Source organism: Rhizobium sp. BK176 (assembly GCF_024808055.1).
Genome location: NZ_JANUBV010000012.1, coordinates 138,775 through 165,684, shown reverse-complemented (window position 1 = coordinate 165,684; position 26,910 = coordinate 138,775). Strand labels below are relative to the sequence as shown.

Below are 26,910 nucleotides of genomic sequence, written 5' to 3'. Positions count from 1 at the left end.
AAGACGTATTGGTGCCGGCAGCGGCCTTGAAATTGTCAGTTGAGTCCAGCGTCGAATGCGTGAAGGAAGATCGGAATGAAATTCGGAACGAGCGGGCTTCGCGGCCTGTCTGTCGACCTCAAGGGCCGGGCTTCGGCGCTTCATGCTTCTGCCTTCGGTCGCTACCTGCTCGACATCGGAATGGCCGGCTGCGGTGACGTCATTCTGATCGGCCAGGACTTCAGGGACTCCAGCCCCGAGATTGCCGGGAACTGTGCTGCGGCACTTGCCAGCCTTGGCTTTGATGTCCGCGACTGCGGTACGGTGCCAACGCCGGCGCTCGCTCTTTACGGATTGAAGAAAAAGGCGGCCAGCCTGATGGTCACGGGCTCGCACATCCCGGCCGATCGCAATGGCATCAAGTTCTACCGGCCGGACGGTGAGATCGACAAGACGGACGAGGCAGCGATCACGGCTCTTGCGGCAGAATTCGATCGCGCCGGTTTCACCTTTTCCCCCAGAGGTGCGAGGATGAAAGACAGATCCGAGGAATGCCTCTCTGTTTTTCGCCAACGCAACGCCACTGTTCTTCCCGCGGGCGCTCTTGCTGGCCTCAAGGTCGGCGTCTACCAGCATAGCACGGTCGCCCGTGACCTGATGGTGGAACTCCTGGAGCATTTCGGTGCGACGGTCGTACCGTTTGACCGCTCGGATGAATTCATTCCCGTCGACACGGAAGCGGTTTCTGAAGAGACGATAGCCAAGTTGAAGGAAGCGGCGAGACATCATCGACTTGACGCCATAATTTCTGCGGACGGTGATGGTGATCGCCCATTGGTGGCCGACGAAACCGGCATGCCGTTGCGTGGCGACCTGCTTGGGCTGATCGCCTCGAACTTTCTCTGCGCAGCGACTGTCGTGACACCCGTGACGTCGAATTCCGGCCTGGAGACCGCCGGTGCCTTCAGCGTCATTCGCACGCGCGTCGGTTCTCCATTCGTCATATCAGGGATGCAGGACGCACTTGCGGCCGGCCAGGACCATGTGGCGGGTTTCGAAGCCAATGGCGGCGTACTGACCGCAAGCGAATTTGACGTCAACGGCCACGTGCTGGACGCCCTGCCAACGCGCGATTGTTTCGTGCCGATCCTTTCGACCCTCTTTCTTGCCGCCACGAAGCGTCAACCGCTTTCGCTGATTGCGGCGTCCTTCCACCTTCCTTTTGCCGCAGCCGGCCGGCTTGAGAATTTCCCGGTCGACACCAGCGGCCGCTTGATGGCGCATCTCCGTTCCGGGTCTTCCAACCTCGCGGCGTTTCTGGAGCCGATCGGCAAAGTTGGCAGCGTCAGCGATATCGACGGGCTGGGTGTCACGCTGAAGGACCGACGAATCATTCATTTCCGCCCCTCCGGCAATGCTCCGGAAATGCGCTGCTACGCGGAGGCGCAAAGCGAAGCAGCCGCTCAGGACTTGCTACATGCAGGCCTGGAACGAATCCTGTGGTGGGCGCAGGCGAATTGATTGGTAAAGCAAAGGTAGTTTTCGAGGACACACCAAATGACACAGAAGATCGTTCCCGTAATCATGGCTGGTGGCAGGGGCACACGTCTGTGGCCGCTATCGCGTGCCGCAGCTCCTAAGCAGTTCATCCAGTTCATCGGCGATAAGACATTGTTCCAGGAGACGCTTCAGCGCGTGTCCGATCCCGCGCTTTACGATGCACCTGTCGTGCTCACGAACGAAGAATTCCGGTTTCTCGTCGCCGAGCAGGCGCGTGAACTGGATATCGACCTCGCCGCGATCCTGCTTGAGCCAGTTGCCCGCAATACCGCTGCAGCTGTGGCTGCAGCAGCGGCCATTGTCGGCAAACGCTTCGATGGAAACACGATCATGCATGTGCTCGGCTCCGACTACGAGATCGTCGCCGACGACACCTATTTCGACTGTGTGCGCATCGCTGCCGCCACGGCAGCCCAAGGCAAACTGGTGACGTTCGGTATCCAGCCGACCGAACCGGCTACAGGTTACGGCTATATCGAAGGCGGCGAAGCGCTGGCGACAGGAGCCCGCACGGTAGCACGCTTCATTGAGAAGCCACCTCTCAACAAGGCAGAGGATATGGTGGCGACAGGCGGGTTTTATTGGAATTCCGGGATGTTCATGTTCTCGGTCTCATGCCTGCTCGATGAGTTGGGCACCCACGCTCCGGAGACGATCAGGGCCGCTGATGAAGCCGTTGAAAACGCAAAGACCGATCTCGACTTCATCCGTCTCGACAAGGCAGCGTTCTCCGCTGCCCCGAACATCTCGATCGACTACGCGATCATGGAGAAGACGAGCAACGCCGCCGTCGTCCCCTCGCCGTTCAAGTGGTCCGACCTCGGCAGCTGGGATTCCGTCTGGAAGAGCGGTAGCCGCGACGAATATGGCAATGTGGCAGCCGGCAATACGACGGTCGTCAACACCAAGAACTCGCTGATCATGACACATGGTGTACACCTCGCCGTCCAGGGCATGGACGATATCGCTGTCATCGCCAGCGAGGACGCCGTGTATGTCGGCCGACTGCAGGACAGCCAGGACGTCGGGAACCTCGTGAAGATGCTCGCCGCCGCGCCTAAGACATCGCAGCTGACCGAGACCCATCCGACCTCCTATCGGCCTTGGGGCGGCTATACCTCGGTGCTGAACGGCGACCGCTTCCAGGTGAAACGCATCTTCGTCACGCCGGGCAAGAAACTGTCACTACAGAAGCACCACCACCGCTCCGAGCATTGGATCGTCGTCAAGGGCACGGCCGAGGTGACCATCGGCGAGAACGTGCAGATGCTGAGAGAGAACGAATCCGTCTACATCCCGCTCGGCGAAATCCATCGCCTGGCCAACCCGGGCAAGATCATGCTCGAGCTGATCGAAGTCCAGACAGGATCCTATCTCGGCGAAGACGATATCATCCGTATCGTCGACGAGTTCGGCCGCAGCTGATTGACCGCCGATCGATCCTATTCTGCCAGGACAAGCAGAGAGTAGCCTCCGAGGACCCTGACCGTAAGGTCAGGGTTAAGGGGGAACAGAAGTTTTCTGGGCAGGCTCATTAGCCTGCTGCTGAAGGCCTGTTTCGGCAGCTCGATGCGGCTTGCGGTATAGGCATGATCGACAATCCTATATCCGCAATCCGTCAGGCTGGCGAGCGCCGTATCCTTGAAGAAATAGTGGAGATGGCCGACGTTCTTGCGAAGGTTTGTAATTGGCCAGCCTCTGAGGACAGACTGAACCGACAGATCCAGGGGGATGTGGAAGATCTTGTAGCGAGCAAGGCCACGCAGACCCTTGATGAAGGAAAGATAGTCCTCCACGTGCTCGATCACGTCGGCGATGACGAGAACATCGTAGTGTAGGTCCGGTTCCTGGAGAATATCTTTCAGATGGAAGGAAACATTGCTCGTCGTTTTCAGGCTGGCCCTTTGAAAGGCGTGGGGGGCGACCTCATAGCCGTCAAATTTTGCCTGGGGGTAGGTTCGGGCCAGGTTGAGCAGGATCTCGCCGGTACCGCAACCAACCTCGCAGAGACTGGAAAAGCTGATCCTGTTCTTGTCGATGATCTTGGAGATTTGTGCAGCTTTCCATGGTGAATCTTCTTCATGCCATGTTGGATTCAAGTCGGCGTACTGATTTGAAATATAGATCTGCTCCACCGAACGCTCCCGTTTCACAACCTTCCACGGGTGCAGCCACGATTCTTTCGGGCAACACCGAACAAAGGCCCCAATAGCAAGTGCAACAATAGAGCGATTGAGGTTTCTCGAAGAAAGGCGCCCTCGTCTCTATTGTGCAGAGCAGCATAACAACCCCGATAGAGACCGTCCAGCAATAAAAAACGAATTAAATGTCACGATCTATTGCAGTCGGATGATTACCGAAATGCTTTTATGTAGGTAACAGGTAGTGACGCACCTTCGGGCGTTCGACCAAAGGAGGCCGCCTCTCTGTTGGGAAGGCTTACCTATGGATGCAGAGGCGCCATCTCATCCGACAAGCGGCTCAAGCCACCGCGAGGCCTCATTAGACTACGACCACCTTCACAAGCTTACGCTTATGATCACCCGGGACAGTGGCGCTTTCCTGCGAATGTTTCAAACATAGTCATTAACGTTTACGCGAAAGATCGCGAGATCCGGCAGAGAACCACGCGTTCCTCATGAACGTCGAAGGTCGATGGTCACTGTCGCCGGCTTACGATCTTACCTTTTCGTCGGGGCCGGGCGGCGAGCATAGCACGGTTGTCGCAGGAGAAGGCAAAGTCCGGGCAGGACCATTTGCTGACGATTTCCCGGGAGCGTCAGTTTCCGATCAAGCTGCAAATGATATCATAGAACAGGTCCGAGCCGCTGTACGCTGCTGGTCGCACTTCGCTGAGAGCGCTCGTTCGTCGAAATCCAGTGCAGTATAACGCGATCGAATTTTGAACGGCAGGGAACCCCGCTCCCCTTAGACAGCGAAGGAACAAAGCAGCGTGGTCCATCCCCCTTGCCAAGAGCGGTTGGACGACTGTGGCAGCCTGCCCAGGAGGGAAAATCCCCCGGTCGCAACGTCGCCGATCTAGGCAGCCCTGTCCGCGAAACGCAGGAGCATATCCCGAAGCGCAGTGTTCTGTTGGCGCAGATGTACTGTCATCAGCGCTTTGAGCCTCTTGTTTTCATCCTCAAGCGCGACAAGATCGTCGGGCTGAACGGCCGCCGCAACGACTGGCGCCTTGCGGCCACCGGCGTTTGCTGTGCGTGCTGGACGGGAGCGCAATTTGCGCTGCTTTCGCGGCGGTGTCGTGGATGGCACCTCCGGATGCACTGTCACTGCCACTGCTGCATCTGGTTCAAATTGTGTCGCCGCTTCAACCGGCGCATCGGACGGTAGGGGTTGCGTCTTGTGGTCCTGATCCAAGGCGACAGTTTCGACTGGTGTTGGGCTTTCTACTGGTTCATGCTTTTGCTCTGGTCCAGTCTGCAACGCCGGCACTACCGGCTCGAACAGATGCGGAGCATCGGCTTCCGTCTCACGTGCCATGGCCTTGAGATCGGTGTTTCCCCAAATCGATTTCGCCTGATCCTTCGGACGGCGACGCGATGATTTGAATTCTACAACAAACGTGCGCGACTGTGTTTTCATAATTGTCCACTCTGCAATATGGTCATTCGAATCGCTCAAGCATCGCCCTGAGCTGAGCATTCTGCAAACGCAGCCGTTCAGCCAATTCGTTTCTCAAATGCTTGATCTCCCGATCCAGCTCCGTACCGTGGTCGACGACGGTCGGAGCGGGCGGGATGGGCGATTCTGTTTGCCCCTTATCTAATGAGGACGTGGTCTTAGCAACCACCTTTGCGTGGTTTTTCTTTGGCCGCCCTGCTCGCGTCGGTCGCAACGGATGGACGATTTCGCTCTTTGCATCGCTCACCGACACCGGTGTCGGCTTGTCCACAGTGTCGTCATTGCGGCTTTTGGACACCAGTCGATCATTCCCATCGGCCCCATCTGACAGGTGTGATGTCGCGACGTCCAAGTCATCTTTGGTTTCAAACGGGGTGCCGACGTCCATCTCCGGATCAGATAGCGGCTCGTCTCCATCGGCCGTTCCAGATGGCAGTGTGGCTTCGACCTCCCCCGATGACTGAAGTGCCTCGCCTTCCTCCGCCCTTTGTCCGGGACTGTCGTCGAGTGACCTATCTTCGTAATCGGCCGGCCGCTTTCGGGATGTCAATTGTGTCAGATATTTCCAGGGTGATTTCATAATGCTTCAATCTCGGGCAGACCGACGGCGACGTTGCCGCAGTTGCGAGCCGGGCCCGTTGACCGAGTCCGGCAACTTTGTTCTAATGAGAGTGCGAGGCGCTGTTACGCGTTTCTCACTATGTTTTGCGATCAAGCGATCCCGAGCCGCTTGCGAAGATCGGCATTTTCCGCCCGCAGTTTTTCTGCGAGTGTCTTGCGCAGACGCTTGTTCTCTTCCTCGAGCTGAAGAAGATCGGCCACTTCGTCAACTGCCGTAGCGACCACCGTGCCGGTTTTCTTTGCCTGTTTTGCCGCACCGTATTTCCGCGGGCCCCGGACGCCGGTCGGCACCAGGCCCTTTGCCGGGGCGGCTGCCTCGACGGAAGCTGGCTTTGTTTCGCTGATCAGCTCGCTGCGCTTCTGGCGCGTGCCCTTCGGTGACTTGGCAACAGGAACAGCTGAACCGGCTGCTTCTGTGGTGATCTTCTTGCGCGGGCCGCGCTGTTTTTTCGGAGCCGGCATTTCTGCAGGAGCGGTTGCGTTAACAACCTCGCTCGTCGAACTTCCATTATTGTCGTCAGCCATCAGTTATCTCCCTCTATAGCCACAAGTCTTTTCGACCGAGCGGCACACGGAGTCAACCTCTCGACCATCGCTGGATTGCGGGTTTGATACGCCTAGCAGATGATGGTGCAAAAAAAGCCCATCGCGCCAGATAAAGGCCACTTGCCAGCTCGGTGAACTACCCCCGTGTGACATGTTGGTTCGGAAATGTTTGTTGGTTTTCGAGCCACGCAACTCAAACTGATCAATCTTGCACTTCACCGACAGTATCGGCGACATAAGCTCCGCGCGCGCCCATAGGCAATGGTCGTCCCGTCGTGGTGTCAATTTCCGTCTGGTGCTCGAGCTCCGCGTTTAATGCCGCGCCGAGAATCAGGATCACGACTGACAACCACATCCACATGAGAAAGCCTATCAAAGCTCCCAACGTGCCATAGGTCGCACTGTAGTTGGCAAAGTGGTTCAGATAGAAGGCAAAGGCAGCGGACATGACAAACCAGTCGATCGCTGTAAAGCCGGCTCCCCATGTCATCCATCTCACGCGGGCTGGCGCGCGGCTTGGACCAAACCTATAGATTGCTGTCGATGCGGCGATGACAAGAAGCAAGAGTACGGGCCAACGCATCAACAGGACAATCTGTTCCTTAAATGCATCAATCCACATGAAGGATAAAGCAAGGGGCATGATGGCAACCAGAAAAATCATGAGCAGCGCCGCAACGACGGCGCACAAAGTGAAGCAAAGGGCGACGAGATTCAGCCTGACGAACCCGCGCTTTTCGTTCTCTTCGTACGCCACGTTCATGGCGTCAAACACCGCAAGTGTTCCGTTATGGGTGCTCCACAATGCGATGGCCAAGCTCACAAAGAATGCTATGCCCAGCGTGCTTGTTCCGCGCTGTACGATACTCTTGATTTGCTCAGCTATGAGATCAAAAGCTCCAGGCGGAAGTACCCACGAAAGCTCTCTCAGGTGGTCGGATATCGTGATAGGATCGGCAGCGAGCCCGTAAAGTGAGACGACGGCGCCAAGCGCCGGGAAAATGGCGAGTAGCAGATAAAACGACACACCTGCGGCGATGAGGGTGATGCGATGGCTCGAGATCTTGCCGACAACCCGCCAGAATACGTCACGCAATCCCTTTCTGGGGATGTCTTCGGGAACCTCAGCCTTGCGCCCCCGCACATCGATCGGATCGTCATGCGGTGTACCTGGAGGTTCCGGTTCCTTGCGTTCCGCGAAGGCTTTCAACAACACAGCTCCGGCTGCCAACGCAAACAGGCTTGCCGTTATCGAGTTGCCCGATTTGCTGAGGATTGGTTGTCTCATGATGCTTCACTCCGCCGATCCTCCCAATAACGCAGCTGGCGCCGGAAGGATGCATCCGGGATGCAGCGAGCAATGCACGAAGGTAGAGCGATGCAGCCCGGCAGGGCCTCTCTCCTCACGACTCAATCGTCAGGCAACCGCGCGCTCGGGCTCTTATGAGCGATGCAACACCTACGCATTTCGAGTGACACGGGAGCGAACCGTCGGGTGGTTACGCCCAAAGGTTCTCCGGGTTAGCCCTGTTTACTCACATTGAAGGGATTGCAACCGAGCGGGCATGCTTAATTATTTCTGGATTGCCTCAGGAGATCAGCCGGTGTCCATTTTCCAACGCTTGCCCCATAGGATCCGGGCAGAAAATTTGCGTATCGCCATCGAACAAATGCGCTCGGCGCAGAAGTTCCTGCCGGACTTCGAGCACTACGGCGACACGCGGTTTGTCACCGAGGACGGCGACGTCGTCACACACGTCGATGGCGATCACGTTCTGATCCTTCTCAAGACGGATTGAGACAGTAATGGAATATCAACGGGGGCGCCGTCTCTATGCATGACGGCCCGGACTGGGGTCCGGGCCGTCGATTGATTTATCACCAGGTTTGCCTGCCATACCAATCATCGATATCCTGCCGGGCGCGGTCACGTTCCAGCCCGTAGCGCTCCTGGATTTTTCCTTCGAGTTGGTCGCGCTTGCCAGCAATTTGGTCGAGGTCGTCATCCGTGAGCTTTCCCCACTGCTCCTTGACTTTGCCTTTGGCCTGCTTCCAGTTTCCTTCTATGCGGTTCCAATCCATTCTTTTCTCCATCGGGTTGGGACTGCGAGACAAACGACCAAGCAGCCAGACAGTTCCCTCTAAAAGAAGGTCGGGCCGCTGGCGTTTACGGGCCGAGTTTACTTACCTTCCAATCCAGGTATGGCCGCATGAGTTGTCCGGGCTGACGTCGTTCTATCTCGGTTTCGGTCAACGCTATCCTCGCAAGAATTTCGTCGACATCGCCGCGCTTTGGCGCCTCGCTCATTACCTCGAGAAGCTCCATAGTCTGGTACAGCTCGTCATCAATCATGGCTGCAAGCCTGCTGGCAAAATCGTCAATGGAAGCGGTCAATATGTTGTCGCTGGACATCGGTGACGGATCCGTTCGAATTGAGACTTTGAAAACCTTTCCCGGCGAAGAAGGTTCCGGACGCGCGGGCCAGTTGGCGCTGCCTCGGACAACGTTAGAGGCGAGATGCTATCCCGCGCCAGGTTGCGAGGTCCGCACACGAGAAGGGAACTGTTCCCCTTTATGGCGGTTAATCGCCAGAGTATTCAACGAGGATATCGCAATGACTCACGCCCGTAGACCGCTACCACCATTTCCCAAGCAACAGCAGAAGCCGCCAGGCAGAACAGCCGACATGCAACCGCGTCCGGATCATGGTGAGCACGACTACAAAGGAACTGGCAGGCTTGAAGGGAAGGTTGCGCTCATCACGGGCGCAGATTCCGGGATCGGGAAAGCTGTGGCAATCGCATTTGCGCGCGAAGGAGCAGACGTGGTGATCTCCTATCTGAGCGAAGATGATGACGCTCGAGACACTGAAAGATGGGTCAGAGAGGCGGGCCGCAAGGCCGTCCTGATGGCAGGCGACATCAAGTCGGAGGCTCATTGCCAGGAGCTTGTCAGCCGTACGGTTGGTGAATTAGGGCGGATCGACATACTGGTCAACAACGCGGCTTTCCAGCGGACATACGCCGACATTGCCGATATTAGGGAAGAGGAGTGGGACGAAACGTTCAGGACCAATATCTACGCTCCCTTCTTTTTGTCGAAAGCCGCGATCCCACACATGAGGAAGGGGAGCGCCATCATAAACACGACATCAATTCAATCCAGACAACCCTCTTCCCAGCTTCTCGCCTATGCCTCCACGAAGGGCGCCATTTCGAACTTCACCGCAGCGCTCGCGGAGATGGTCGCCGAGAAAGGCATTCGAGTGAATGCGGTCGCACCGGGCCCCATCTGGACACCGCTCATTCCTTCGACGATGCCCGTCGAAAAGGCTTCGAAGTTTGGTGAGCAGACGCTTTTAAAGCGCGCCGGCCAGCCAGCTGAATTGGCGGGCGCGTATGTTCTCCTTGCCTCCGATCTTGGAAGCTACATGACAGGCGCTGTTGTTCCGGTGACCGGCGGTGAGATCATGATCTAAGAGATTGCTTGTCACGATTCATCGCAACGTCAGCCATTTCAGCTGGGATTACTCCGCCGCGACGTGAAGCGCCACGACGCTGATTCGCAGGCGATCAGTCGTGACATCCCCGAGCTTTTCGCCGGTGAGGGTTGCGATCCGTTCGTGACCTTAGTCAATGAGGGCCTTCGTCGCCCCAATCCGGTCGGCTGGGGACAGGTCGCTGCCCGTGCACATCTGCCATTGTAACTCGTCGCAAGGTCGTTACCTTGCGTTGCTTCATCGTGCCCTAATAATATACGGTTGATAGAAATTATTAGTAATCTTACTCTCCCACTTGGACAAGGAGGAGGAATTCCGATGGCAGGTGACGACCATTTCGACTTGGAATCCAACATTGCCGACCTGCGCAACGACGGAATTACCGGGCTGAAAGGCGCGTTCAGCCGCGACTGGGCCGACGACATGCGCGAGGACATGATGACGGCTTTCTGGGAGGCAATCCAGAGACCCGGCGGCGCGGTCGGTCGGGGCCCCAGAAGATGGTATGTCGAGATCCATCCCCAGAACTTCCGAGGGTTTGTTGACCTTGTCACGCATCCCTGGCTTGTTGGCATGTGTACCGCTGTGCTCGGTCAAGACTACCAAATCGTCGAGATTGGGCTCGACGTCCCCTTCCAAGGCGCCAAGTATCAGCCCTGGCATCGTGATTTTCCGTCGCCTATCGATACGTATCGCGATCGGAAAATTACTTCACTTGCCTTCAATCTCACCGGTGTCGATGTGACGGAAGATATGGGGCCATTCGAAATAGCTCCCGGTACGCAGTATGATGACGGCAGAGAATGGAAACATGAAATGTTTCCGGACAAATCCGAGTGGGCAAGATTTCAGGAGCGCGCGACCCGCAAGTATCCCAACCGCGGTGACATTTCTTGCAGATCCGCACTAACGGTCCATCGAGGCACGGAGCATGGGTCTCCGATCGCTCGTCCCGTCATGGTACTCGGTGTCGATGCGCCCGGTGCCGGCCACGCGGAACTTCATGACATGATGGTCACGCGCGAGTGGTACGACACACTTCCCCCCATCGCCCGAGACCATCTTGTTTGCCGTGTCGTGGATGACTTGCAGCCGATCATTCAAAAGCATGATATCGAAGGCCTGGTCATGGGGGCAGATCCGACCTGAAAAAGGACTGGGTCTAGTCGGGCGAAGGTCTTTGTCTTGGTTACAAAGGCGTTTCGCATCATTCTTGCGCTATCGGCTGTTCTGGAACATTCCCATCCTGATTGGGTTTGAGAATTTCTTCTCAACTGTCCAGGAGGACGACATGAAACACCTTCTCATCGCCAGCGGATTCGCCATCGCGCTCGCATCTTCCGCCTTTGGCCAGTCCGCGGCGGAAAAAACCGGCGTGAATTCCCTGATCGGTGTAGCCCCAAAGACTGAGGACTTCGTCACAGAGGCCGCCGCGAGCGATATGTTCGAAATTGCCTCCAGCAAACTTGCTCTGGAACGCGCAGACAATGCCACGAAGACCTTTGCTCAACAGATGGTTACTGATCATCAAAGGACCTCTGAGGAGCTCAAGGCACTCGTGAGCGGGGGCAAGGTGAAGGCAACGCTCCCCACCGATATGAGCAAATCACAACATAGCATGCTCGATAAGCTCCAGAAGCTGAATGGTGATGACTTTGTGAAACAATATCATGCCGATCAGGAGGAAGCCCATGAAATGGCCGTAGACCTGTTCAAGCGGTACGGTGATGAAGGGGACAACGCCGATCTCAAGGCCTGGGCAGCAAAAACGCGCCCGGCATTAGAACACCACCTGCAAATGGCGAAGGCTCTCAACAAATAGACCAGATCGCGCCTTGGCGAGCCAGCAGCAGGTCGCGGCTGGTTCACAAGTGACCAGAGTTGGCGCGGGGGTGTGGCTGCCACCGACGCGGATCGCGGGAAACATCCCCGGATCAAGTTGCCGACAAAATTCAGTTCGTCAAGAAGCACGAGGGAAAGGGATCGCGCATCCATGGCCGGCCTGCAGGAACTCTTTCGGGTCAACCACAGCAAGGAGTACCAGAACCATGTCGAGAGCTTCTTCAACTGCATCCAACGGGCCTACGTCGGCATCCATCACCGCTTCTCCGTGCGCACCTCGACTGGTACGGCGCCGAGATCGCCTGGCGCGAGAACAACCGGCATGTCGACAACGGCATGCCGCTCTGGGGAATGATCCACTTCGCGATGTCCCGGAAGACATCAAGGAACCTGTGCGGCTCTTGGCAGGGACGACATCCACCCGACCTCGTCTCGTAGGACGGTCGAAGTCGCGACGTCCAGTGTCGTCCGCCTGCCGTCGCGAGGACTTCCTCGATCTGTGACTCATCAAGGCACAGCAGGATGCTATCGACGACATGGAGACGCCTCTTGCGGCCATCCGTTTGATGATGCTGGCGAGCGAGGGTTACGATGCCACGGTTTTCGGCGACCCGCTGATCCACTGCGTCATCGTCATCATCTCCCGTGAGGTGACGCCGTGGTGGTTGAAAAGCGGAGATGCCGACAGGAGGCTGCTACGCCGCCACCTGGCGTCATCTTCCTGAAGTCCGGTCTCACGGGCGAAGGCACAGGCACATTCCGCCGTCGTGATCGGCCGACGTGCCTCGCGCAATGTGCGCAAGACGAAGTCACGACGATCAATGTCCTTCAGGAGTTCTAAGACTTCGTCGACGTCTTGGCGCTTGCGGCGCGTGATGAGTCGAGGCATTCCGGTTGGCGCAGCGTGTAGTCCGGCTCATAGGTTCGAATGACCACGTCGAACGCCCCCTGCTGTCGCTCCAGGGAGCCGATCTGCGTCCGAAGCTCTGCGTCGGCGGCGGTTTCCACGATGTTGCGGGGAAGAGAGCGCCAGGTGGAGCAGAAACACCGAAGCAGTCGCAACGCGGCGTGGACTGGTGTAGCACAAGAGGCCTCTTGGCGGCCTGGCCCTGCGCCGATCCTGAACGACCTGTGCCACGGACGATACATATTCCGACAAACATACCGTCACATGCCTGACTGTTTTTACCGGCTTTCTTGGTTGATGCGCGACAAAGTCGATGGCAGCCTACGTAGGGTTTAGGTCACAACGTCGACGCATCGTCCGGCCGCGATGTGTGCGCCTCAGCGGCCTGCGACGTTTACGCCACCGATGAGCGGCGGGGCTGTTACATCGACGTCTAGCCTCAGTACGCGTTGGATGCGCGGAACTCAACCGACCGTGGTCATTCCCACGGTTGCTGATAATGCCGAATCGCCATATGGGACCGAATAGCTTCGCCTAAAATAACTGCTGAGTGTTCGCCAGCCAGAACACGTTCGATCGCTGCCGCCATGACAGCTTTTCCCAGATCACTATTCGGGGACACGTGATATTTATGGCACCACTTCGACACCACCTTGGTGACAAGCTTCAGTTCATTTGGATTGAGGGCTTGGGCATTCGAGAGGGACATTCGTTACTCCGGTTGAACGTGCCGGCTACGCGCGGCAGATTGCTTTGCTAGATTTCCCTAGAACCGCTCAGGATACCGAAAGTTTCAAGTTTGGAGCGCGAGCCGCACGTGCGGTGCCGCGCCGGACATTTTTTAAAGGCGTAGATAGGTTTAATATGCCTCCGGCGGTCTGCGTCGCCTTCTTTCTGATCCTAGCTCTGCGGTACCGGAGGTCAACCAGGAACACCCGTACGATATCGTACATAGGTCGGCGATGATCCCGCCGGACTGTCTCTTGCGGCGGGTGGCAACTGAAGGGGCTCTGAGATATTCGCGGTGAGGAGGATTGAACAATGACGAGAAACGAAAAGTTACCCCGCGTGATTTCGGCTTCGTGCGCTGTTCGGGAGATGGCCGGGCAGCCGATCAGAGGCCCCCGAACATGACTTTATTACTCGTTCACTATGAACCCTGCTGGCGAACACCGTCAGACCGTGATTCTTGGCGGGGCAAAGCTTCGGGCTAGTCGTTGCCGCAGAGCGATCCGCGTCGGCAGACAAAACCTGCCTTCCATGGCAAGGGGCGCTTTAGTAGGCCTGGCGTTAAGCATTGTGAGAGGATCAATCCCTCCTTTAAACCTCTGGACGTAGGCGATCCTCTCAAAAGACAGCTTGCATGGATACTCGGTGCGGGTCCATTCTGGTGGAGGCTTTTGAATGGGAGGAACCATGGTACGGCGCGCGGAGCGGCTGTTTCTTACGCAAATCTCGACTGAGCGAATGCCGGATGCAGGGTTGTTCACCTGGGATCTGAATAGCAACCTTGTCTACGCCGACAGCGCGCTGGCCGAGCTTTTCGGTCTCGACCCGGTTGAAACCGAACGTGGACTGCCCGTCCAGACCTATCTTGATCGCGTGCATCCGGACGATGCACCGACATTGGCCAAGCAGATAAACGACGCCATCATTGCGGAACACCCGACGGTGCAAGAATATCGATCACGCAAGGCAGATGGCTCATACATTCATGTTTCGGCATTTGGTCGCTGTTTCAGGGATCGCAATGACAATCCCGTCCACTACGCCGGCATCGTCATGGCGACGGAGAAAGCGCCAGCAGGCAGCACACACTGAGACAAAGCTGCAATGCCCGGCCGAAGCCTCAATTGTTGTCGCTCGGCAGACAAGAACATCTTTTGGCGATGCGCCGGTAGTAGTACGGTGGCGGGAGAGAAAAGCTACCGCTTGTGGACCTGTTCCTCGCGGTCGTGCGTCGGCGCCATCAGCACAAACCACGGTGCTTGCGTCGCTCAATGCAAGGCGAGGCAACTTTGGGCGTTCCCAGTTCCTGCGCCGCCGGTAGGCGCCGACGGAGTGATCGTCTCGAACCACGGCGGACGGCAGCTCGATGGTGCCATATCGCCTCTGGCCGCACTCCCAGCGATCTTTGAACGTGTTGGCGGGCAGTAATGGTCGACGGTGAATTTCGACGTGGTACCGATGTCATGAAAGCGCTCGCTCTCGGTGCGCACTTCGTTTTTGTCGGCCGCCCCCTTCCTTTACGCGGCCTCGGTTAGCGGACTGCCCGGTGTCATGAAAGCAGCAGAGATTTTCCACGCCAAACTTCATCGGAATATGGCGCTCCTCGGCATTTCGACAATTGATGAGTTCACCAGCGAGCATCTTGTGCGCTTGGCATAATGCGCGTTAGCAGGGATCTCGCCATCCGGTCGACGCGCGCTGGGTCGATGATCAAATGAACGAACCCTTCCGTAGTTAGTTCCCCGGCGGCCGATCGAGAACAATTTGGGATGGAGAGCTAGTTCGAACCCGAAGCAGTGGGCGTCGCGTCATGGCGGCGCCGCGGCGAGTCATTGTCTGCTGCCGTACATTTCTGGGCCTTCATGGACAGGGCGCCACACATCTGCAATTGTGCACCTGAAGCGGCGCCAGCCGCGGTGAAAGCCATCTCGATCCTCGGGGTGCTGACCTGAGATAGATACCCGTGACGCGTATCCTTATTATCGAAGATGAGATGCTGATAGCGGTGACGCTTGAAGCAATGCTCGCTGAAATTGGCCATGAGGTCGTCGGTATCGCCGGACGCCTCGACGAGGCGCTGGACATGGTCGGCTCGCTTGACTTCGATGTCGCCGTGCTCGATCTGAAGCTCGGGTCGGAAATGACCTTTCCCGTCGCGGACAAACTCGTTGAGCTCGGCAAGAGATTCATCTTCTCGACTGGCTTCGGCGAGGCTGAGGTCGATGGCCGCTACAACCATCCTGTGCTTCAGAAGCCATACGACGAGGTCGCGCTGATGGAACTGATCACGCGTATCACCAATTCCAATCAATAAGTTCGCCGTGTGATCCGCAGATGGATAGACCACAATTGCCGAGGATGACGCAGATGCAGCTTGAAGACCTATACCGCCTGATGAAGACGGGACACGTCCAGGCTCAGGGCGTTGTCGACACGATGACACAGCCTGTCGTCGTCATCGATGAGAACTTCTGTGTCACTACGGCCAACAATGCGTTCATCAAGGCATTCAAGGTCGAGCGGGACGACATCATCGGGCAGAGCTTCTTCGGCCTCGGCAATGGGCAGTGGGATATTCCCGAGCTGCGGCAGCTCATCTCGGCGGTCATTCCGCGGGCGGCCGCCGTCATTGGTTTCGAGGTGACGCACCATTTCCCCGCGATCGGGCCCCGCACCTTTCTCATTGACGCCCGCCGCCTCCTGCATCCGAACGACAATAGTCCCAACATCCTGATCATCTTCGACGACGTGACAGAGCGCCACCGTCATGATGCCGAAATGGATTTCATCGTCGCGGAAATGCGCCATCGGATGAAAAACATGGCGGCGGTCGTGCGGTCGGTGGTTATTAACACGCGTGCCGACCAGCCCGCGGTGGCGATTTTCAAGGAGGCGCTTGTCGGGCGGCTGGACGCCACGTTCAAGGCGCAGGACATCGCCGCGCGCGCTAAAACGGCCGATTTCGAGTTCCTTGTGACACAGGCGGTCGGCACCACCGTTTCGGAACGGCTGGAATGCTCCGGCCCGGCCGTGGAGATGCCGAGCGCAAAGGTGCTTCCAGTGAGCATGATTTTTCATGAGCTTGCCACGAATGCTGTCAAGCATGGTGCCATTTCCACCTCGGCGGGGCGCATTCGTGTGAGCTGGTGTATGGAGACCGGACCAAATGGTCGTCAACTGCTCGCCTGCCAATGGCAAGAGGAAGGCGGCCCGTCGGTTTCCGCCCCCAAGCGGAAAGGTTACGGAACCGAGCTAATTGAAGGCCTCGGAGCACATATCGCTGGATCGGCGGAACTGTTTTACAGGACTGAAGGTTTGGCTGCGGTGATCAAGATCCCGGTGTGAGGACACGTGAGAGATCCCAAGCGAGAGAAACCCCAAGGGCGGACAGCCGTCCTTGTCGTTGAGGACGAATTCTTTATTGCGGACGACCTTCGACGCGTCCTGGTGGATGCTGGGTTTGAGGTACTTGGGCCTGCTTCTTCGGTTCAGGACGCCCTCGATTTGCTTGAAGCAGCGCGGCCACACGCGGCCGTGCTCGACGTCCATCTCGGGCGGGAGAACGTCACCCCGGTCGCACGCGAGCTTGCGAAACTGAATGTTCCCTTCGTTATCGCGACCGCCTCACCCGCCCACGAGCTTGCGCCCTTTCCCATTCTCGCCAATGCGGTCAACCTCGGCAAACCGACGGATGGAAGCCAGATGATCGACGCCATCCGTAAGCTTGTCGCTACCAGCTAGTGGAGGTGACGACAAAGGCGTTTCCCGTTGCGGAGCGGCGATGGCATGCTTGGCATCCTCGCTCCGGACTGCGTTCTCTCTCGCATGGCCGACTTCGCGCCATCTCCCGAAAGCGAGCCTGACCGACGCCTCCGGTGCCAAGAAGCCATTGATGGTCCCGGTCAGGTGGATGGAAAAAAATTGCGCGCGGTTTTGACTGTATGATTTTTGACGTCAAGTCACACACTCGGCGGTCACGGGTCAATGCAGCCGCTCAGAATCGAGCGGCCGTCAGCACAACTCGGACGCAGTCCAACCCCGCTTTTGAAAATGGCGTCCTGAATCCGGTCCGGATCTCCGTCGATCAACCTCAATGGGTTGGCTAGCAAGCTGCCGCCGCTCCGTCTTCGCCTCAGGGTAATCGCAACCGTTCCTGTTCCTTTGAGGAGCCATCAGCGGGAATTGAACCGCTTCCGATGGACCCGAATATGGCGCTCGCTCAGTCCAACGCTTTCCCTCTCTGCAACGACATCGGGGTCTGGCAGGCGTGGAACAATGACGAAAGCCTGCAGTTTCAAAGGAAGTGCAACCAAGCAAAGCTCCAAAGGAGGAGACAATGCGCTTCAAGATCATCGGAACATCACTTCTCGCCATCGGGCTCGCAGGATCCGCATTCGCCCAGTCCAACCCGGCGCCGGCAGGCTCGACGATGGACAAGAACCATGGTGCCTCCAGCAGCACGACCAACGGAATGAAGATGAAGAAAGTCGATAAAACCACCACCGGCAGCACGCAGGCTTTCAACAAGCAGAACTGCAAGTCGATCAAGGGCAAGAACTCGCTTCAGACGCAAGGGGGCAACAGCAACACGCAGAATGCCGAAGACACATGCGCCGACAATAACAACTAAAGCCGCCGGCGTAAGCGGGAAGGACGCGGTCGTCGACGATGCCGGATGACGGTGTGAAGAACTTCGGCAAGCAGGTTCCTATGCAGCGGCCGGGGCAACCCGCAGAACTGGCGACGGCCTATGGGATGCTCGCTGATCCGCTCTCAAACTACGTGTCGGGGCGACAATCGCGGTTACCGGCGGCAAGCCAATCCTCTAGGCGCCACAAAGATATAAGCGCGCTCTGCACTCTAATGCGCAACCCTTGGCTTAGCGTCCGAGGTGGAGAAACAGGCATGGCAGAATTAGTCGGCCCGGCATTGACGCAACCGGGCGCTCCCGGCGCGAGCCTCGATGAGATTCATAGAGAAGCGACCATCTGCACGCGATGCGAACTCTATAAACACGCAGCGCAGCTGGTGTTCGGGGAAGGTCCGAAAGGAGCCGAAGTCGTTTTCGTTGGCGAGCAGCCGGGCGACAAGGAGGATGTTGCCGGACAGCCGTTCGTCGGGCCTGCGGGAAAGCTGCTGGATCGCTGTCTGGAGGAAGCCGGTATCGAGCGCGCATCCTGCTATGTCACCAACGCGGTCAAGCACTTCAAGTTCGAACCCCGCGGCAAACGTCGTATCCATGCCAAGCCCACCAGGGGAGAGGTTCGGGTGTGCGCGTGGTGGCTCGCAGCCGAATTGCGCCTCGTGCGGCCGAAGCTCGTCGTGGCGCTCGGAGCGACGGCGGCGTACTCCCTGCTCGGGCCACAAGTTAAGGTCACCCGCGACCGAGGCTCCGTCTTTCGTTCACCCGTCGGACTTTCGGTGTTCGTAACCATTCATCCCTCGGCGCTTTTGCGAGTGCTCGACCAAGCGGCGGGGCGGCAAGACAGGGCGCGCTTCGTCAATGATCTGAAAGCCATAGCCACGCTTCTTGAGGACGGATAGCCGCGTGAGGGTCAACTCGAAGGAACAAAGTGGCGGCCTATCATTTGGCCTTGGAAGTACGGAGGAAAGCCGATGCAGCCGAAGGTCATTACAGACGCCAAAGGCCAGTTCGCACCATCGAAAGCGGATCGAAAGACGTGGGCACGTCACGTCCCTATTGGAACAAATGACCTTCGTCCACGGTTAGAAGCTCACTCCTCGATAAGGACCGCGTAGGTCCCATGGGAGGCTTGGTCACGGAGGAGCCGAATGCAAATAACAGCCCCCTCTCCCTTCCGATTTTCTCTTGCTGAGGAGGAATCAGCCCTGGACAGCGGGAATGCTCACGAGCGTTCTTTTTCAGTTCCTAAAGGCCATGTCCCATGACCTCTCGCCCCCAGGATAAGCCTCATATTGGCTTCGACAGCGGCCCGGCCGGTGGATGGGGCTCAGCCAAGTCAGTGACGGAGATCGTTTTGCGGGAACATATCCCGCTGTCCGGACCGTCGCTGCTCAGGCACCAGAACAAACCCGAAGGCTATATGTGCGTAAGCTGCGCCTGGGCAAAGCCGGCGAAAACACACCCGCTGGAATTCTGCGAGAACGGCGCGAAGGCAACCGCTTGGGAAGTCACCAGCAAGCGCGCAGACGAAACCTTTTTCGCCGCGCATACGCTTGGCGAACTCGAGACTTGGTTGGATCACGACCTCGAGGAGCAAGGTCGCCTTACCCATCCGATGCGCTGGGATTCCGCCTCTGACAAATACATTCCGGTGGCCTGGGACACCGCATTCGACGAAATTGGTCGTGAGTTGAAGCAGATTGCCCCGGAAATGGTTGATTTCTACACATCTGGCCGCGCTTCGCTGGAGACATGTTACATGTACCAGCTCTTTGCTCGTATCTTCGGCAGTAACAACCTGCCGGATTCGTCGAACATGTGCCACGAGAGCACGTCTGTTGGGCTGCCTGAAAGTATTGGCGCCACCGTCGGCACGGCAGTTCTCTCAGACTTTCAGAACTGCGATTGTATCTTCTACATAGCGCAAAATGTCGGCACATCGTCGCCAAGACTCCTGCACGATCTTCAGGATGCCGTGCATCGCGGCGTTAAGATTGTCACGTTCAATTTGTTGAGAGAGCCCGGCCTGGAACGCTTCATCAACCCTCAGGCCCCAAGCGAGATGATTACCGGGTCCGAAACCCCGATCTCGAGCGAGTATTATCAGGTCCGAAATGGCGGCGACATCGCAGCATTGTTTGGAGTGTGCAAGGCGTTGATCGAGGCCGACGATGCCAAGCAGAGCCTCGGCTTGAGCAAGGTTGCAGGATCCGATGGAGAGGCGAGGAGCGAAAGCGCCGCAGCTGTCGCCTTCGCCGCAGCGATGACTGCAGCAGACAAGAAGCATGTCCTCGATCACGATTTCATCAAAGAGCACACCTCTGGTTTCGAGGCATTCGCAACGGCAGCCCGCGCGCATTCCTGGGATAACCTGGAGGGGACTTCCGGACTTACACGCGAGCAAATGATCGCAGCTGCCAGAACTTACGCAGAGTCGGACGCGGTCGTGCTCGTCTATGGAATGGGGCTTACTCAGCAGGTAATGGGCGTTGAAAACGTCCATATGGTCGCAAATCTCGCGCTTCTTCGGGGCAACATCGGCAAACCCGGTGCCAACATCTGCGCCGTGCGGGGCCACTCCAACGTCCAGGGTCAGCGGACAGTTGGGATTACCGAAAAGCCGGCCCTAGTTCCCCTAGACAAGCTCGCGGAACTGTACCGTTTTGATCCTCCGCGATGGGAGGGGCGGAGCACCGTGGACGTCTGTGAGGCCGTACTGTCGGGAAAGAGCCGGGCTTTTGTGAGCCTCGGAGGCAACTTCATCCGGGCCGTTCCAGACACAGAAATAATGGAGGCCGCCTGGCCGAAGCTTCGTCTAACCGTGCAGATCGCAACCAAGCTCAACCGAAGTCACCTGATTCACGGCGAAATTGCATATCTGTTACCTTGTCTCGGACGGCTTGAGATCGATCAACAAGCCACGGGCCCCCAAGCTGTTTCAATGGAAAGCTCCGTTGCCCATTTCCACGGATCAAGAGGACGCGTCCAACCGGCCAGTCCTCATCTCTTGTCCGAACCAGCTATCATTGCAGGGCTGGCGAAGGCTACTTTAACGAGGGGTATCGTCCCCTGGGACGAATGGGTCGCAGACTATTCATTGATCCGAGATGCTATCGAAAATACCTATCCAGAAACCTTCAAGAAATTCAATGAGCGGCTGTTTCAACCTGGGGGCTTCGCGCGACCTGTTCCAGCTAGGGAGAGAAAGTGGGTCACGGCGAACAAGAAGGCAAACTTCATAACGCCTTCCCGCCTCTTTCCCGAATTCGACATCAGCAGCGTCGACGACAAGGTACTCAATCTTGCTACGCTACGCTCGAACGACCAGTTCAACACGACCATCTATGGATACAGCGACCGGTTCCGTGGTGTTGATGGAACAAGACAGGTTGTCTTTCTCAACGGGGAAGATATTGAGCGGCTTGGATTCAAACCAGGTGAGTTCGTCGACATGACAACGGCGATTGAACCGGGAGTTGTTCGCAGCATCCAGGGCTTCCGCATCGTCGAATACGACATTCCCAGAGGATGCTGTGCGTCCTACTACCCCGAAGCAAATCCGCTGTTTCCGCTGGGCCATCACGCCCCGAGAGCGAAGACGCCGTCCTACAAGCTGCTGCCGATCCGGCTCAGTCGATCGGACAAGGTACCTGTTGAGTAAGTCTTATCGATTTTTGGCGGGAGGCCATGTCGAGCATCACCACAACGATCGCTGCTACAACGGGGTTCTTCTGCCTTTGCGGCGCTGCAACTTTTATCGGATGGGCGAGAGAGCCCCGTCAATTCCGTGCTGATCCCCCGACGGCGGCAGCGCTTGACCATCTTCGTTTGATGCCGAACAACATCGGGGGCACGCCGCCTGAGGTCTATTTTAAAATGGGCAAGCCCTATGAAAGCACGGCCTATAATCTGAGCCAGGGCAAGCGGCTCTATGCGTGGTTCGGGTGTCCGCAGTGCCATGGCGATGGCCAGGGAAAGAATGGACCATCGTTTCTCGATGGTTGGTGGCTTTACGGGCCTTCGATGATATCGATCGTTGCCTCCATCCGAGACGGGCGCCCGCATGGTATGCCAGCGTTCAAGGGCAAGATGACGAGCGTTCAAATCTGGCAGCTGGCCGGCTACGTGAAGTCAATTGGGGCCTATTCTCCCAGCGTTGTGGCTCCCAGCCGCAACGATGACAAGACCAATCGACCAGCAGAAAACCGCGCGCCAGCGATAATCCTTTTCGATGAGGGGCCGACACCGGTGAGACCCGACCAGGGACCATCTCCGTGAACGCCCTCTTCGTGGCCGCCCTTCTGCTCCTTATCGCTGGCTGTAGCGGAAACCAGGCCGCACTCAATGCCCATGGCCACGCCGCCATTGCCCTTCAACAGCTCATCATCGTCATGGTCATTATCTGCTCTGTGATCTGGATTTCGGTGACGGGTTTTCTTGTGTGGGCCCTGCTTCGCCGAGGACAGATCCCAGACGACAGCGTTAACACCCGTAGAATGACAATATCCGTTCAGGCAGCGGCAACTGCGACGGTAGTCATCGTCGCGGCACTCACATTAACCAGCTTCTACACGACGCGGGCGCTGGATGCCCCTGGGCATCCCGCCGACTTTGTCACAGTCAAGGCACAGCAGTGGTGGTGGCAGTTTATCTACAAGGACCAGAACGGCGCGACGCTGTTTCAGACCGCCAACGAACTTCATGTCGCTGTCGGGAAGGACGTGCAGCTGGAGCTGGAATCCATGGATGTGATCCACTCATTTTGGGTACCAAGTCTCGCTGGGAAACTGGATTTGATCCCTGGTCGCCGCAACCTCCTGACGCTTCGAGCAGAGCGACCAGGGGTATATCGCGGGCAATGCGCGGAGTTTTGTGGCTTGCAGCACGGCCACATGGCCTTGCTCGTGATAGCACAGGAGGAGGCCGACTTCCAACGGTGGCAAGTCAATCAGGCAGCAGCAGCAATCGAACCAAGTATGCAGGAGGCAGATGCAGGCAAGACCGTGTTCAACAACAAGTCCTGCGCTGCCTGCCACACGGTTCGGGGAACGCCTGCGGCTGGAACAAGCGGTCCAGATCTGACCCATGTCGGTAGCCGGCAGACAATTGCTGCTGGCGTGCTCGAGACCACACGCGGCTCGCTTGCCGCATGGATAGCAGACCCTCAGACAATAAAGCCAGGGAATAACATGCCACTCGTTCCATTGACAAGCGATGAGCTGCGACACGTCTCAGCCTATATGGAAAGCCTGAAATGACCGGTGATCAGCGAGCCTTGACAGATATCGACCTCAGTGACGCAGATCTGGAATCGCGGTTAGCCAGAACATGGGCTTCTCCTTCTGGTGTAAGGGGCATTCTAGCGACCGTGGATCACAAGATCATCGCGCGACGCTATGTCGTCACCGCCTTTGTGTTTCTCATTCTTGGGGGAATCCTGGCACTTGCGATGCGCCTTCAGCTATCGCGGCCGGAGGCGCGCTACATCGGCCCTGACCGGTATAATCAGATCTTCACGATGCACGGGTCGAACATGATGTTCCTTTTTGCCGTCCCGATCATGGAGGCAATGGCGGTCTATCTTGTTCCTCTCATGGTCGGAACGCGAAACATTGCTTTCCCTCGCCTGAACGCGTTCTCGTATTGGATATTCCTGTTTGGTGGCATCCTGCTCTGGCTGTCATTTGCGCTAGACACAGCGCCTGATGTCGGATGGTTTGCCTACGTCCCGCTCGCCGGCCCGCAATACAGCCCCGGAAAGCGAGCCGATCTCTGGGCGCAGATGATTACCTTCACGGAGCTTGCCGCACTCGCTGTCGCTGTAGAGATCGTCGCTACCGTCTTCAAGCAGAGGGCACCGGGAATGTCGCTGGACCGAATTCCCGTCCTTGTCTGGGCGATGCTCGTCATGTCGTTCCTCATCATCATGGCGATGCCTGCGATCATGTTCGCCAGCTCAACACTAATACTGGACAGGCTGGTTGAAACGCAGTTCTACAACCCGGCCAAAGGGGGCGACGCGCTTCTTTGGCAGCATCTGTTCTGGTTTTTTGGCCATCCCGAGGTTTACATCATTTTCCTTCCTGCTGTCGGCATGGTTTCCACGATTTTGCCGACATTCGTTGGAAGGCCATTGTTTGGCTATCTGGCTTTGGTCACCGCGTTGATTGCGACCGGAATTTTGTCATTCGGTCTTTGGGTGCATCACATGTTCACCGTTGGCCTGCCAAGGGTCGGAGAAAGCTTTTTTACGGCTTCCAGCATGGCAATTGCCGTGCCAGCCGGCGTTCAGATTTTTTGTTGGCTTGCAACCCTTTGGGCCGGAAAGCCCGTATTCAAGACGCCCTTTCTGTTTGTTCTCGGCTTCATAGTGACCTTCGTGATGGGTGGGCTGACGGGGGTGATGGTCGCTTCCGTTCCCTTGGACACGCAAGTCCATGACACCTACTTTGTCGTAGCACACTTTCACTACGTGCTGATCGGTGGCGCAGTTTTCCCATTGCTCGGAGCCATTTATTACTGGTATCCCAAAGCGACCGGCCACATGATGAGCGAACGCCTCGGACGGTGGGCGTTCTGGCTCATCTTCATCGGCTTTCATCTTACTTTTTTTCCGATGCACATTCTCGGCCTAGCGGGAATGCCCCGACGGGTCTACACTTATCAGCCGGAGCTGCCTTGGGCGGGGCTGAATCTCTTTATCAGTTTTAGTTCTGTCGTCCTGGCTGCCGGTTTTTTTATCTTTTTTGTTGACATGGTGTGCAGTTGGCGAATGGGGTCGTTAGCCGGGCCAAACCCATGGAGCGCGACGACTTTGGAATGGGCGACGTCGTCGCCTCCCCCAGCCTTTAATTTCCGCCGCATCCCCGTGGTCAACAGCTTGGCTCCACTATCAGCTGACCAGGATCTTCTGCCTGTCGCGGCCGGGCTTCGCGTGGACCGTCGCGAACTTCTGGTAACACGAGTGGTGGATGCCGCGCCTGAGGCACGGGAATCGTCGGCACGAAATTCACTATGGCCCTTTTGGACCGCTGTTGCGACTGCTGTCATGCTGATCTGGTCGATCTTCTCCCCCTGGGCAATCATCTGGGGCGCGATACCGATCGTGGTAACCTTAATCGGATGGTTCTGGCCAAAGGGAGATCCGGAGGACGAGGCGTGAGGGATCGTATTGTACTCGACACGTCCAACTTGCCCCTTCATGGGATGGGGATGGCTAGCCCCACGTGGTGGGCGACCTGTGCATTCATGCTCATCGAAGGGACCGGATTTGCGCTAGGGATCGCTGTCTACTTCTACCTGATGGGCCTCGCGCCGGTATGGCCGATTGATGCGCCCCCGCCCGATCTCCAGGCAGGCACCTGGTTGACAGCCATCCTTCTGGCAAGCGTTGTTCCGAATGTTCTTCTCTCACGATGGGCTGAGCGAAAACAGATACGGCGTGTGCAAATTGGTCTGATCTTGATGACTATTCTTGGAATTATCCCCTTGCCGTTTCGCGTCTTCGAATTCTACGCCCTTCATACGATGTGGGACCAGAATGCCTACGGGTCGATCGTGTGGACACTTCTCGGCCTGCACACCACCCATATTGTAACGGACCTCGCAGATACTGTCGTCCTCACTTGTCTGATGTTCACTCGGCACGGGAACAACACGCGCCGCTTCGGCGACGTCCAGGACAACGCGCTTTACTGGAACTTCGTGGTCCTCATTTGGTTGCCGATTTACGGCTGTATTTATTGGGTTCCACGTCTATGACATCATCTTCACTCCGACACCGTCTCGTCGTTCTGCCTCCGTTTTTATGGGCGCTTAACACCCAGCTCGGCCTCTTACTTCCGTACAGGGATTGTCAGTTGGGCACGGATTGGACGCTCCTCGCGGCGTTGGCGATCGTGGCAATCTCAATCGCGACAACGATCGCTTTGAGAAGGCGGGCGACGTCACGCATTGGCATCTTTGGCAGCAGATCCGAAGTGCTTCTAGGCATGAGTTTTACATTTGCGCTCATCTTGCAGGGGGCAGCTGCCGTGCTGTTAGACCCATGCGTGCACTAATAGCGATCTTTATCTTCATCAACCCGCACTTTGCGGTGGCGCATGACGCCGACCAGCATACGGTTGCACCGTGGCCCATCGATCCGTGGATTATGGTGCCGTTGACAATTCTCGTTCTCCTCTACAGCGCTGGCGTCTTCGCCCTCACAAGTCGCAGACCTCGCGGCTCGTATCGGCTCCTGGGGGAAGCAACGCTCTTCTGGGCAGGCCTCGCGACCCTTGTCGTTGCGTTGGTCTCACCTCTACACGAGCTCGGTGAACACCTTTTTTCGGTTCATATGGTTGAACATGAGCTGGTCATGATCGTTGCAGCACTATGTCTTGTGCTGGCAAGGCCGATTGGATCATTGATGTGGGGCATGCCGCGCCGATTGCGCCATCTCGTCGGAAAGGTCCTTGTCACCCGCTTTCTTCAGACTGGCTGGCGATTACTAACCGTACCCTTCGTCGCGACTGTCCTCCATGGTCTGGCGATCTGGAGCTGGCATGTGCCTGCCTTATTCGATCCTGCGGTTACAAGTCCCCTGGTCCACCGCTTGCAGCATCTGAGTTTTTTCCTGACGGGGGTTTTTTTCTGGTGGGCCGTCATCTGGCGTTGCGACGGGGGTGCCGCAGCCTGGCACCTCTTCGTCACGATGATGCATACGACCATGCTCGGCGCATTGATCACCTTTGCCCCACGCGTCCTCTATGTTGACCAAACGCGCTCGGCCCCTCACTGGGGGATGACCCCGCTGGAGGATCAGCAACTCGCGGGCGCCATAATGTGGGTACCAGGGGGACTGATCTATGGGGGCGCTGCGCTCTGGCTGATGGCCATCTGGATCCATAGGGCGGGTAAGGGAGGAAAGGATGCCCCTGGGTTTGATGTCGTATAGA

At 57.2% G+C, this 26,910-nt stretch carries 30 protein-coding genes and 1 pseudogene; 22 read left to right on the top strand and 9 right to left on the bottom strand.

Annotated features, from left to right (window positions below; translation table 11 throughout):
* Positions 1-75 precede the first annotated feature (75 nt).
* Positions 76-1,500 carry a phosphomannomutase gene (locus FHT76_RS28345; protein WP_259186110.1) on the top strand — a complete coding sequence of 475 codons (1,425 nt, stop codon included), beginning with the start codon at positions 76-78 and terminating at the stop codon, positions 1,498-1,500.
* 36 nt (positions 1,501-1,536) lie between these two features.
* The gene (locus FHT76_RS28340; protein ID WP_183756710.1) at positions 1,537-2,964 is read left to right on the top strand and encodes a mannose-1-phosphate guanylyltransferase/mannose-6-phosphate isomerase; all 1,428 of its coding nucleotides are present in this window, start codon (positions 1,537-1,539) and stop codon (positions 2,962-2,964) included.
* A 17-nt stretch (positions 2,965-2,981) separates the two neighbouring features.
* Here the strand turns inward: FHT76_RS28340 and FHT76_RS28335 are convergent, their stop codons facing one another.
* Positions 2,982-3,674 carry a bifunctional 2-polyprenyl-6-hydroxyphenol methylase/3-demethylubiquinol 3-O-methyltransferase UbiG gene (locus FHT76_RS28335; protein ID WP_183756709.1) on the bottom strand — a complete coding sequence of 231 codons (693 nt, stop codon included), beginning with the start codon at positions 3,672-3,674 and terminating at the stop codon, positions 2,982-2,984.
* A 503-nt stretch (positions 3,675-4,177) separates the two neighbouring features.
* Between FHT76_RS28335 and FHT76_RS41475 the strand changes: the two genes are divergently transcribed.
* Complete coding sequence (locus FHT76_RS41475; protein ID WP_405049520.1) at positions 4,178-4,429, top strand: hypothetical protein; 252 nt, start codon at positions 4,178-4,180, stop codon at positions 4,427-4,429.
* Positions 4,430-4,578: 149 nt separating this feature from the next.
* Here the strand turns inward: FHT76_RS41475 and FHT76_RS28330 are convergent, their stop codons facing one another.
* The 4 genes from FHT76_RS28330 to FHT76_RS28315 form a co-directional block, all read right to left on the bottom strand.
* Complete coding sequence (locus FHT76_RS28330; RefSeq protein WP_259130013.1) at positions 4,579-5,181, bottom strand: hypothetical protein; 603 nt, start codon at positions 5,179-5,181, stop codon at positions 4,579-4,581.
* Positions 5,165-5,761, bottom strand: a complete 597-nt coding sequence (locus FHT76_RS28325) for a hypothetical protein (protein WP_183756707.1) — start codon at positions 5,759-5,761, stop codon at positions 5,165-5,167. Before FHT76_RS28325 ends, FHT76_RS28330 begins: the two co-directional genes overlap by 17 nt.
* 131 nt (positions 5,762-5,892) lie before the next feature.
* Positions 5,893-6,327 carry a SyrB-like regulator gene (locus tag FHT76_RS28320; RefSeq protein ID WP_183756706.1) on the bottom strand — a complete coding sequence of 145 codons (435 nt, stop codon included), beginning with the start codon at positions 6,325-6,327 and terminating at the stop codon, positions 5,893-5,895.
* Positions 6,328-6,550: 223 nt separating this feature from the next.
* Positions 6,551-7,636 carry a YihY/virulence factor BrkB family protein gene (locus FHT76_RS28315; RefSeq protein ID WP_259186107.1) on the bottom strand — a complete coding sequence of 362 codons (1,086 nt, stop codon included), beginning with the start codon at positions 7,634-7,636 and terminating at the stop codon, positions 6,551-6,553.
* Positions 7,637-7,952: 316 nt separating this feature from the next.
* On the opposite strand from FHT76_RS28315, the gene FHT76_RS28310 reads away from it, so the two are divergent.
* Positions 7,953-8,147 (top strand): hypothetical protein, encoded by a 195-nt coding sequence (locus tag FHT76_RS28310; RefSeq protein ID WP_183756704.1) that lies wholly within the window; start codon positions 7,953-7,955, stop codon positions 8,145-8,147.
* Between the two features lie 79 nt (positions 8,148-8,226).
* Here FHT76_RS28310 and FHT76_RS28305 read toward each other — a convergent pair whose 3' ends face one another.
* Entirely contained in the window at positions 8,227-8,430 is a 204-nt protein-coding gene (locus FHT76_RS28305) for a CsbD family protein (protein WP_183756703.1), read from the bottom strand.
* 85 nt (positions 8,431-8,515) lie between these two features.
* Entirely contained in the window at positions 8,516-8,761 is a 246-nt protein-coding gene (locus tag FHT76_RS28300) for a hypothetical protein (protein WP_259186105.1), read from the bottom strand.
* Positions 8,762-8,963: 202 nt separating this feature from the next.
* On the opposite strand from FHT76_RS28300, the gene FHT76_RS28295 reads away from it, so the two are divergent.
* The 5 genes from FHT76_RS28295 (at position 8,964) to FHT76_RS28275 (ending at position 12,415) form a co-directional block, all read left to right on the top strand.
* The gene (locus tag FHT76_RS28295; RefSeq protein WP_183756752.1) at positions 8,964-9,827 is read left to right on the top strand and encodes an SDR family oxidoreductase; all 864 of its coding nucleotides are present in this window, start codon (positions 8,964-8,966) and stop codon (positions 9,825-9,827) included.
* Between the two features lie 339 nt (positions 9,828-10,166).
* Positions 10,167-10,997 (top strand): phytanoyl-CoA dioxygenase family protein, encoded by an 831-nt coding sequence (locus FHT76_RS28290; protein ID WP_183756702.1) that lies wholly within the window; start codon positions 10,167-10,169, stop codon positions 10,995-10,997.
* A gap of 142 nt (positions 10,998-11,139) precedes the next feature.
* Positions 11,140-11,670, top strand: coding sequence for a DUF4142 domain-containing protein (locus FHT76_RS28285; RefSeq protein WP_259186101.1), 531 nt, complete (start codon positions 11,140-11,142; stop codon positions 11,668-11,670).
* A 171-nt stretch (positions 11,671-11,841) separates the two neighbouring features.
* On the top strand, positions 11,842-12,045 hold the full coding sequence (locus FHT76_RS28280; protein ID WP_259186100.1) for a transposase: 204 nt from the start codon (positions 11,842-11,844) through the stop codon (positions 12,043-12,045).
* Between the two features lie 181 nt (positions 12,046-12,226).
* A complete protein-coding gene (locus tag FHT76_RS28275) occupies positions 12,227-12,415 on the top strand; it encodes a hypothetical protein (protein WP_259186098.1) in 189 nt (62 codons plus the stop codon).
* Positions 12,416-12,527: 112 nt separating this feature from the next.
* On the opposite strand, the gene FHT76_RS28270 is transcribed toward FHT76_RS28275, so the two are convergent.
* Together FHT76_RS28270 and FHT76_RS28265 are read right to left on the bottom strand one after the other, a co-directional pair.
* Positions 12,528-12,698 (bottom strand): hypothetical protein, encoded by a 171-nt coding sequence (locus FHT76_RS28270; protein WP_259186097.1) that lies wholly within the window; start codon positions 12,696-12,698, stop codon positions 12,528-12,530.
* A 377-nt stretch (positions 12,699-13,075) separates the two neighbouring features.
* Positions 13,076-13,306, bottom strand: coding sequence for a hypothetical protein (locus FHT76_RS28265; RefSeq protein ID WP_259186096.1), 231 nt, complete (start codon positions 13,304-13,306; stop codon positions 13,076-13,078).
* 707 nt (positions 13,307-14,013) lie between these two features.
* Here FHT76_RS28265 and FHT76_RS28260 point away from each other — a divergent pair.
* From FHT76_RS28260 to FHT76_RS28200, 13 genes and pseudogenes are all read left to right on the top strand, one after another.
* Positions 14,014-14,418 carry a PAS domain-containing protein gene (locus tag FHT76_RS28260; protein WP_183864281.1) on the top strand — a complete coding sequence of 135 codons (405 nt, stop codon included), beginning with the start codon at positions 14,014-14,016 and terminating at the stop codon, positions 14,416-14,418.
* Between the two features lie 216 nt (positions 14,419-14,634).
* Positions 14,635-14,985: pseudogene (locus FHT76_RS28255) on the top strand (alpha-hydroxy acid oxidase); the annotation flags it as partial.
* Positions 14,986-15,289: 304 nt separating this feature from the next.
* Positions 15,290-15,640: a response regulator gene (locus tag FHT76_RS28250; protein ID WP_259186095.1), complete on the top strand. Its 351-nt coding sequence runs from the start codon at positions 15,290-15,292 to the stop codon at positions 15,638-15,640.
* A 53-nt stretch (positions 15,641-15,693) separates the two neighbouring features.
* A complete protein-coding gene (locus FHT76_RS28245; RefSeq protein WP_259186094.1) occupies positions 15,694-16,671 on the top strand; it encodes a PAS domain-containing protein in 978 nt (325 codons plus the stop codon).
* 6 nt (positions 16,672-16,677) lie between these two features.
* Positions 16,678-17,067: a response regulator gene (locus FHT76_RS28240; RefSeq protein ID WP_259186093.1), complete on the top strand. Its 390-nt coding sequence runs from the start codon at positions 16,678-16,680 to the stop codon at positions 17,065-17,067.
* Between the two features lie 595 nt (positions 17,068-17,662).
* Positions 17,663-17,956 (top strand): hypothetical protein, encoded by a 294-nt coding sequence (locus FHT76_RS28235; RefSeq protein ID WP_259186092.1) that lies wholly within the window; start codon positions 17,663-17,665, stop codon positions 17,954-17,956.
* A 275-nt stretch (positions 17,957-18,231) separates the two neighbouring features.
* Positions 18,232-18,870 (top strand): UdgX family uracil-DNA binding protein, encoded by a 639-nt coding sequence (locus FHT76_RS28230; RefSeq protein ID WP_259186090.1) that lies wholly within the window; start codon positions 18,232-18,234, stop codon positions 18,868-18,870.
* A 362-nt stretch (positions 18,871-19,232) separates the two neighbouring features.
* On the top strand, positions 19,233-21,632 hold the full coding sequence (locus tag FHT76_RS28225; RefSeq protein WP_259186089.1) for an FdhF/YdeP family oxidoreductase: 2,400 nt from the start codon (positions 19,233-19,235) through the stop codon (positions 21,630-21,632).
* 26 nt (positions 21,633-21,658) lie between these two features.
* A complete protein-coding gene (locus FHT76_RS28220; protein ID WP_183756692.1) occupies positions 21,659-22,249 on the top strand; it encodes a c-type cytochrome in 591 nt (196 codons plus the stop codon).
* Positions 22,246-23,229, top strand: coding sequence for a cytochrome c oxidase subunit II (coxB, locus tag FHT76_RS28215; RefSeq protein WP_183756691.1), 984 nt, complete (start codon positions 22,246-22,248; stop codon positions 23,227-23,229). The genes FHT76_RS28220 and coxB overlap by 4 nt, the downstream gene beginning before the upstream one ends.
* A complete protein-coding gene (ctaD, locus tag FHT76_RS28210) occupies positions 23,226-25,133 on the top strand; it encodes a cytochrome c oxidase subunit I (RefSeq protein ID WP_183756690.1) in 1,908 nt (635 codons plus the stop codon). The genes coxB and ctaD overlap by 4 nt, the downstream gene beginning before the upstream one ends.
* Positions 25,130-25,732 carry a cytochrome c oxidase subunit 3 gene (locus FHT76_RS28205; RefSeq protein ID WP_183756689.1) on the top strand — a complete coding sequence of 201 codons (603 nt, stop codon included), beginning with the start codon at positions 25,130-25,132 and terminating at the stop codon, positions 25,730-25,732. The genes ctaD and FHT76_RS28205 overlap by 4 nt, the downstream gene beginning before the upstream one ends.
* 286 nt (positions 25,733-26,018) lie before the next feature.
* Entirely contained in the window at positions 26,019-26,909 is an 891-nt protein-coding gene (locus tag FHT76_RS28200) for a cytochrome c oxidase assembly protein (RefSeq protein ID WP_259186088.1), read from the top strand.
* The last annotated feature ends 1 nt before the right edge of the window (position 26,910 follow it).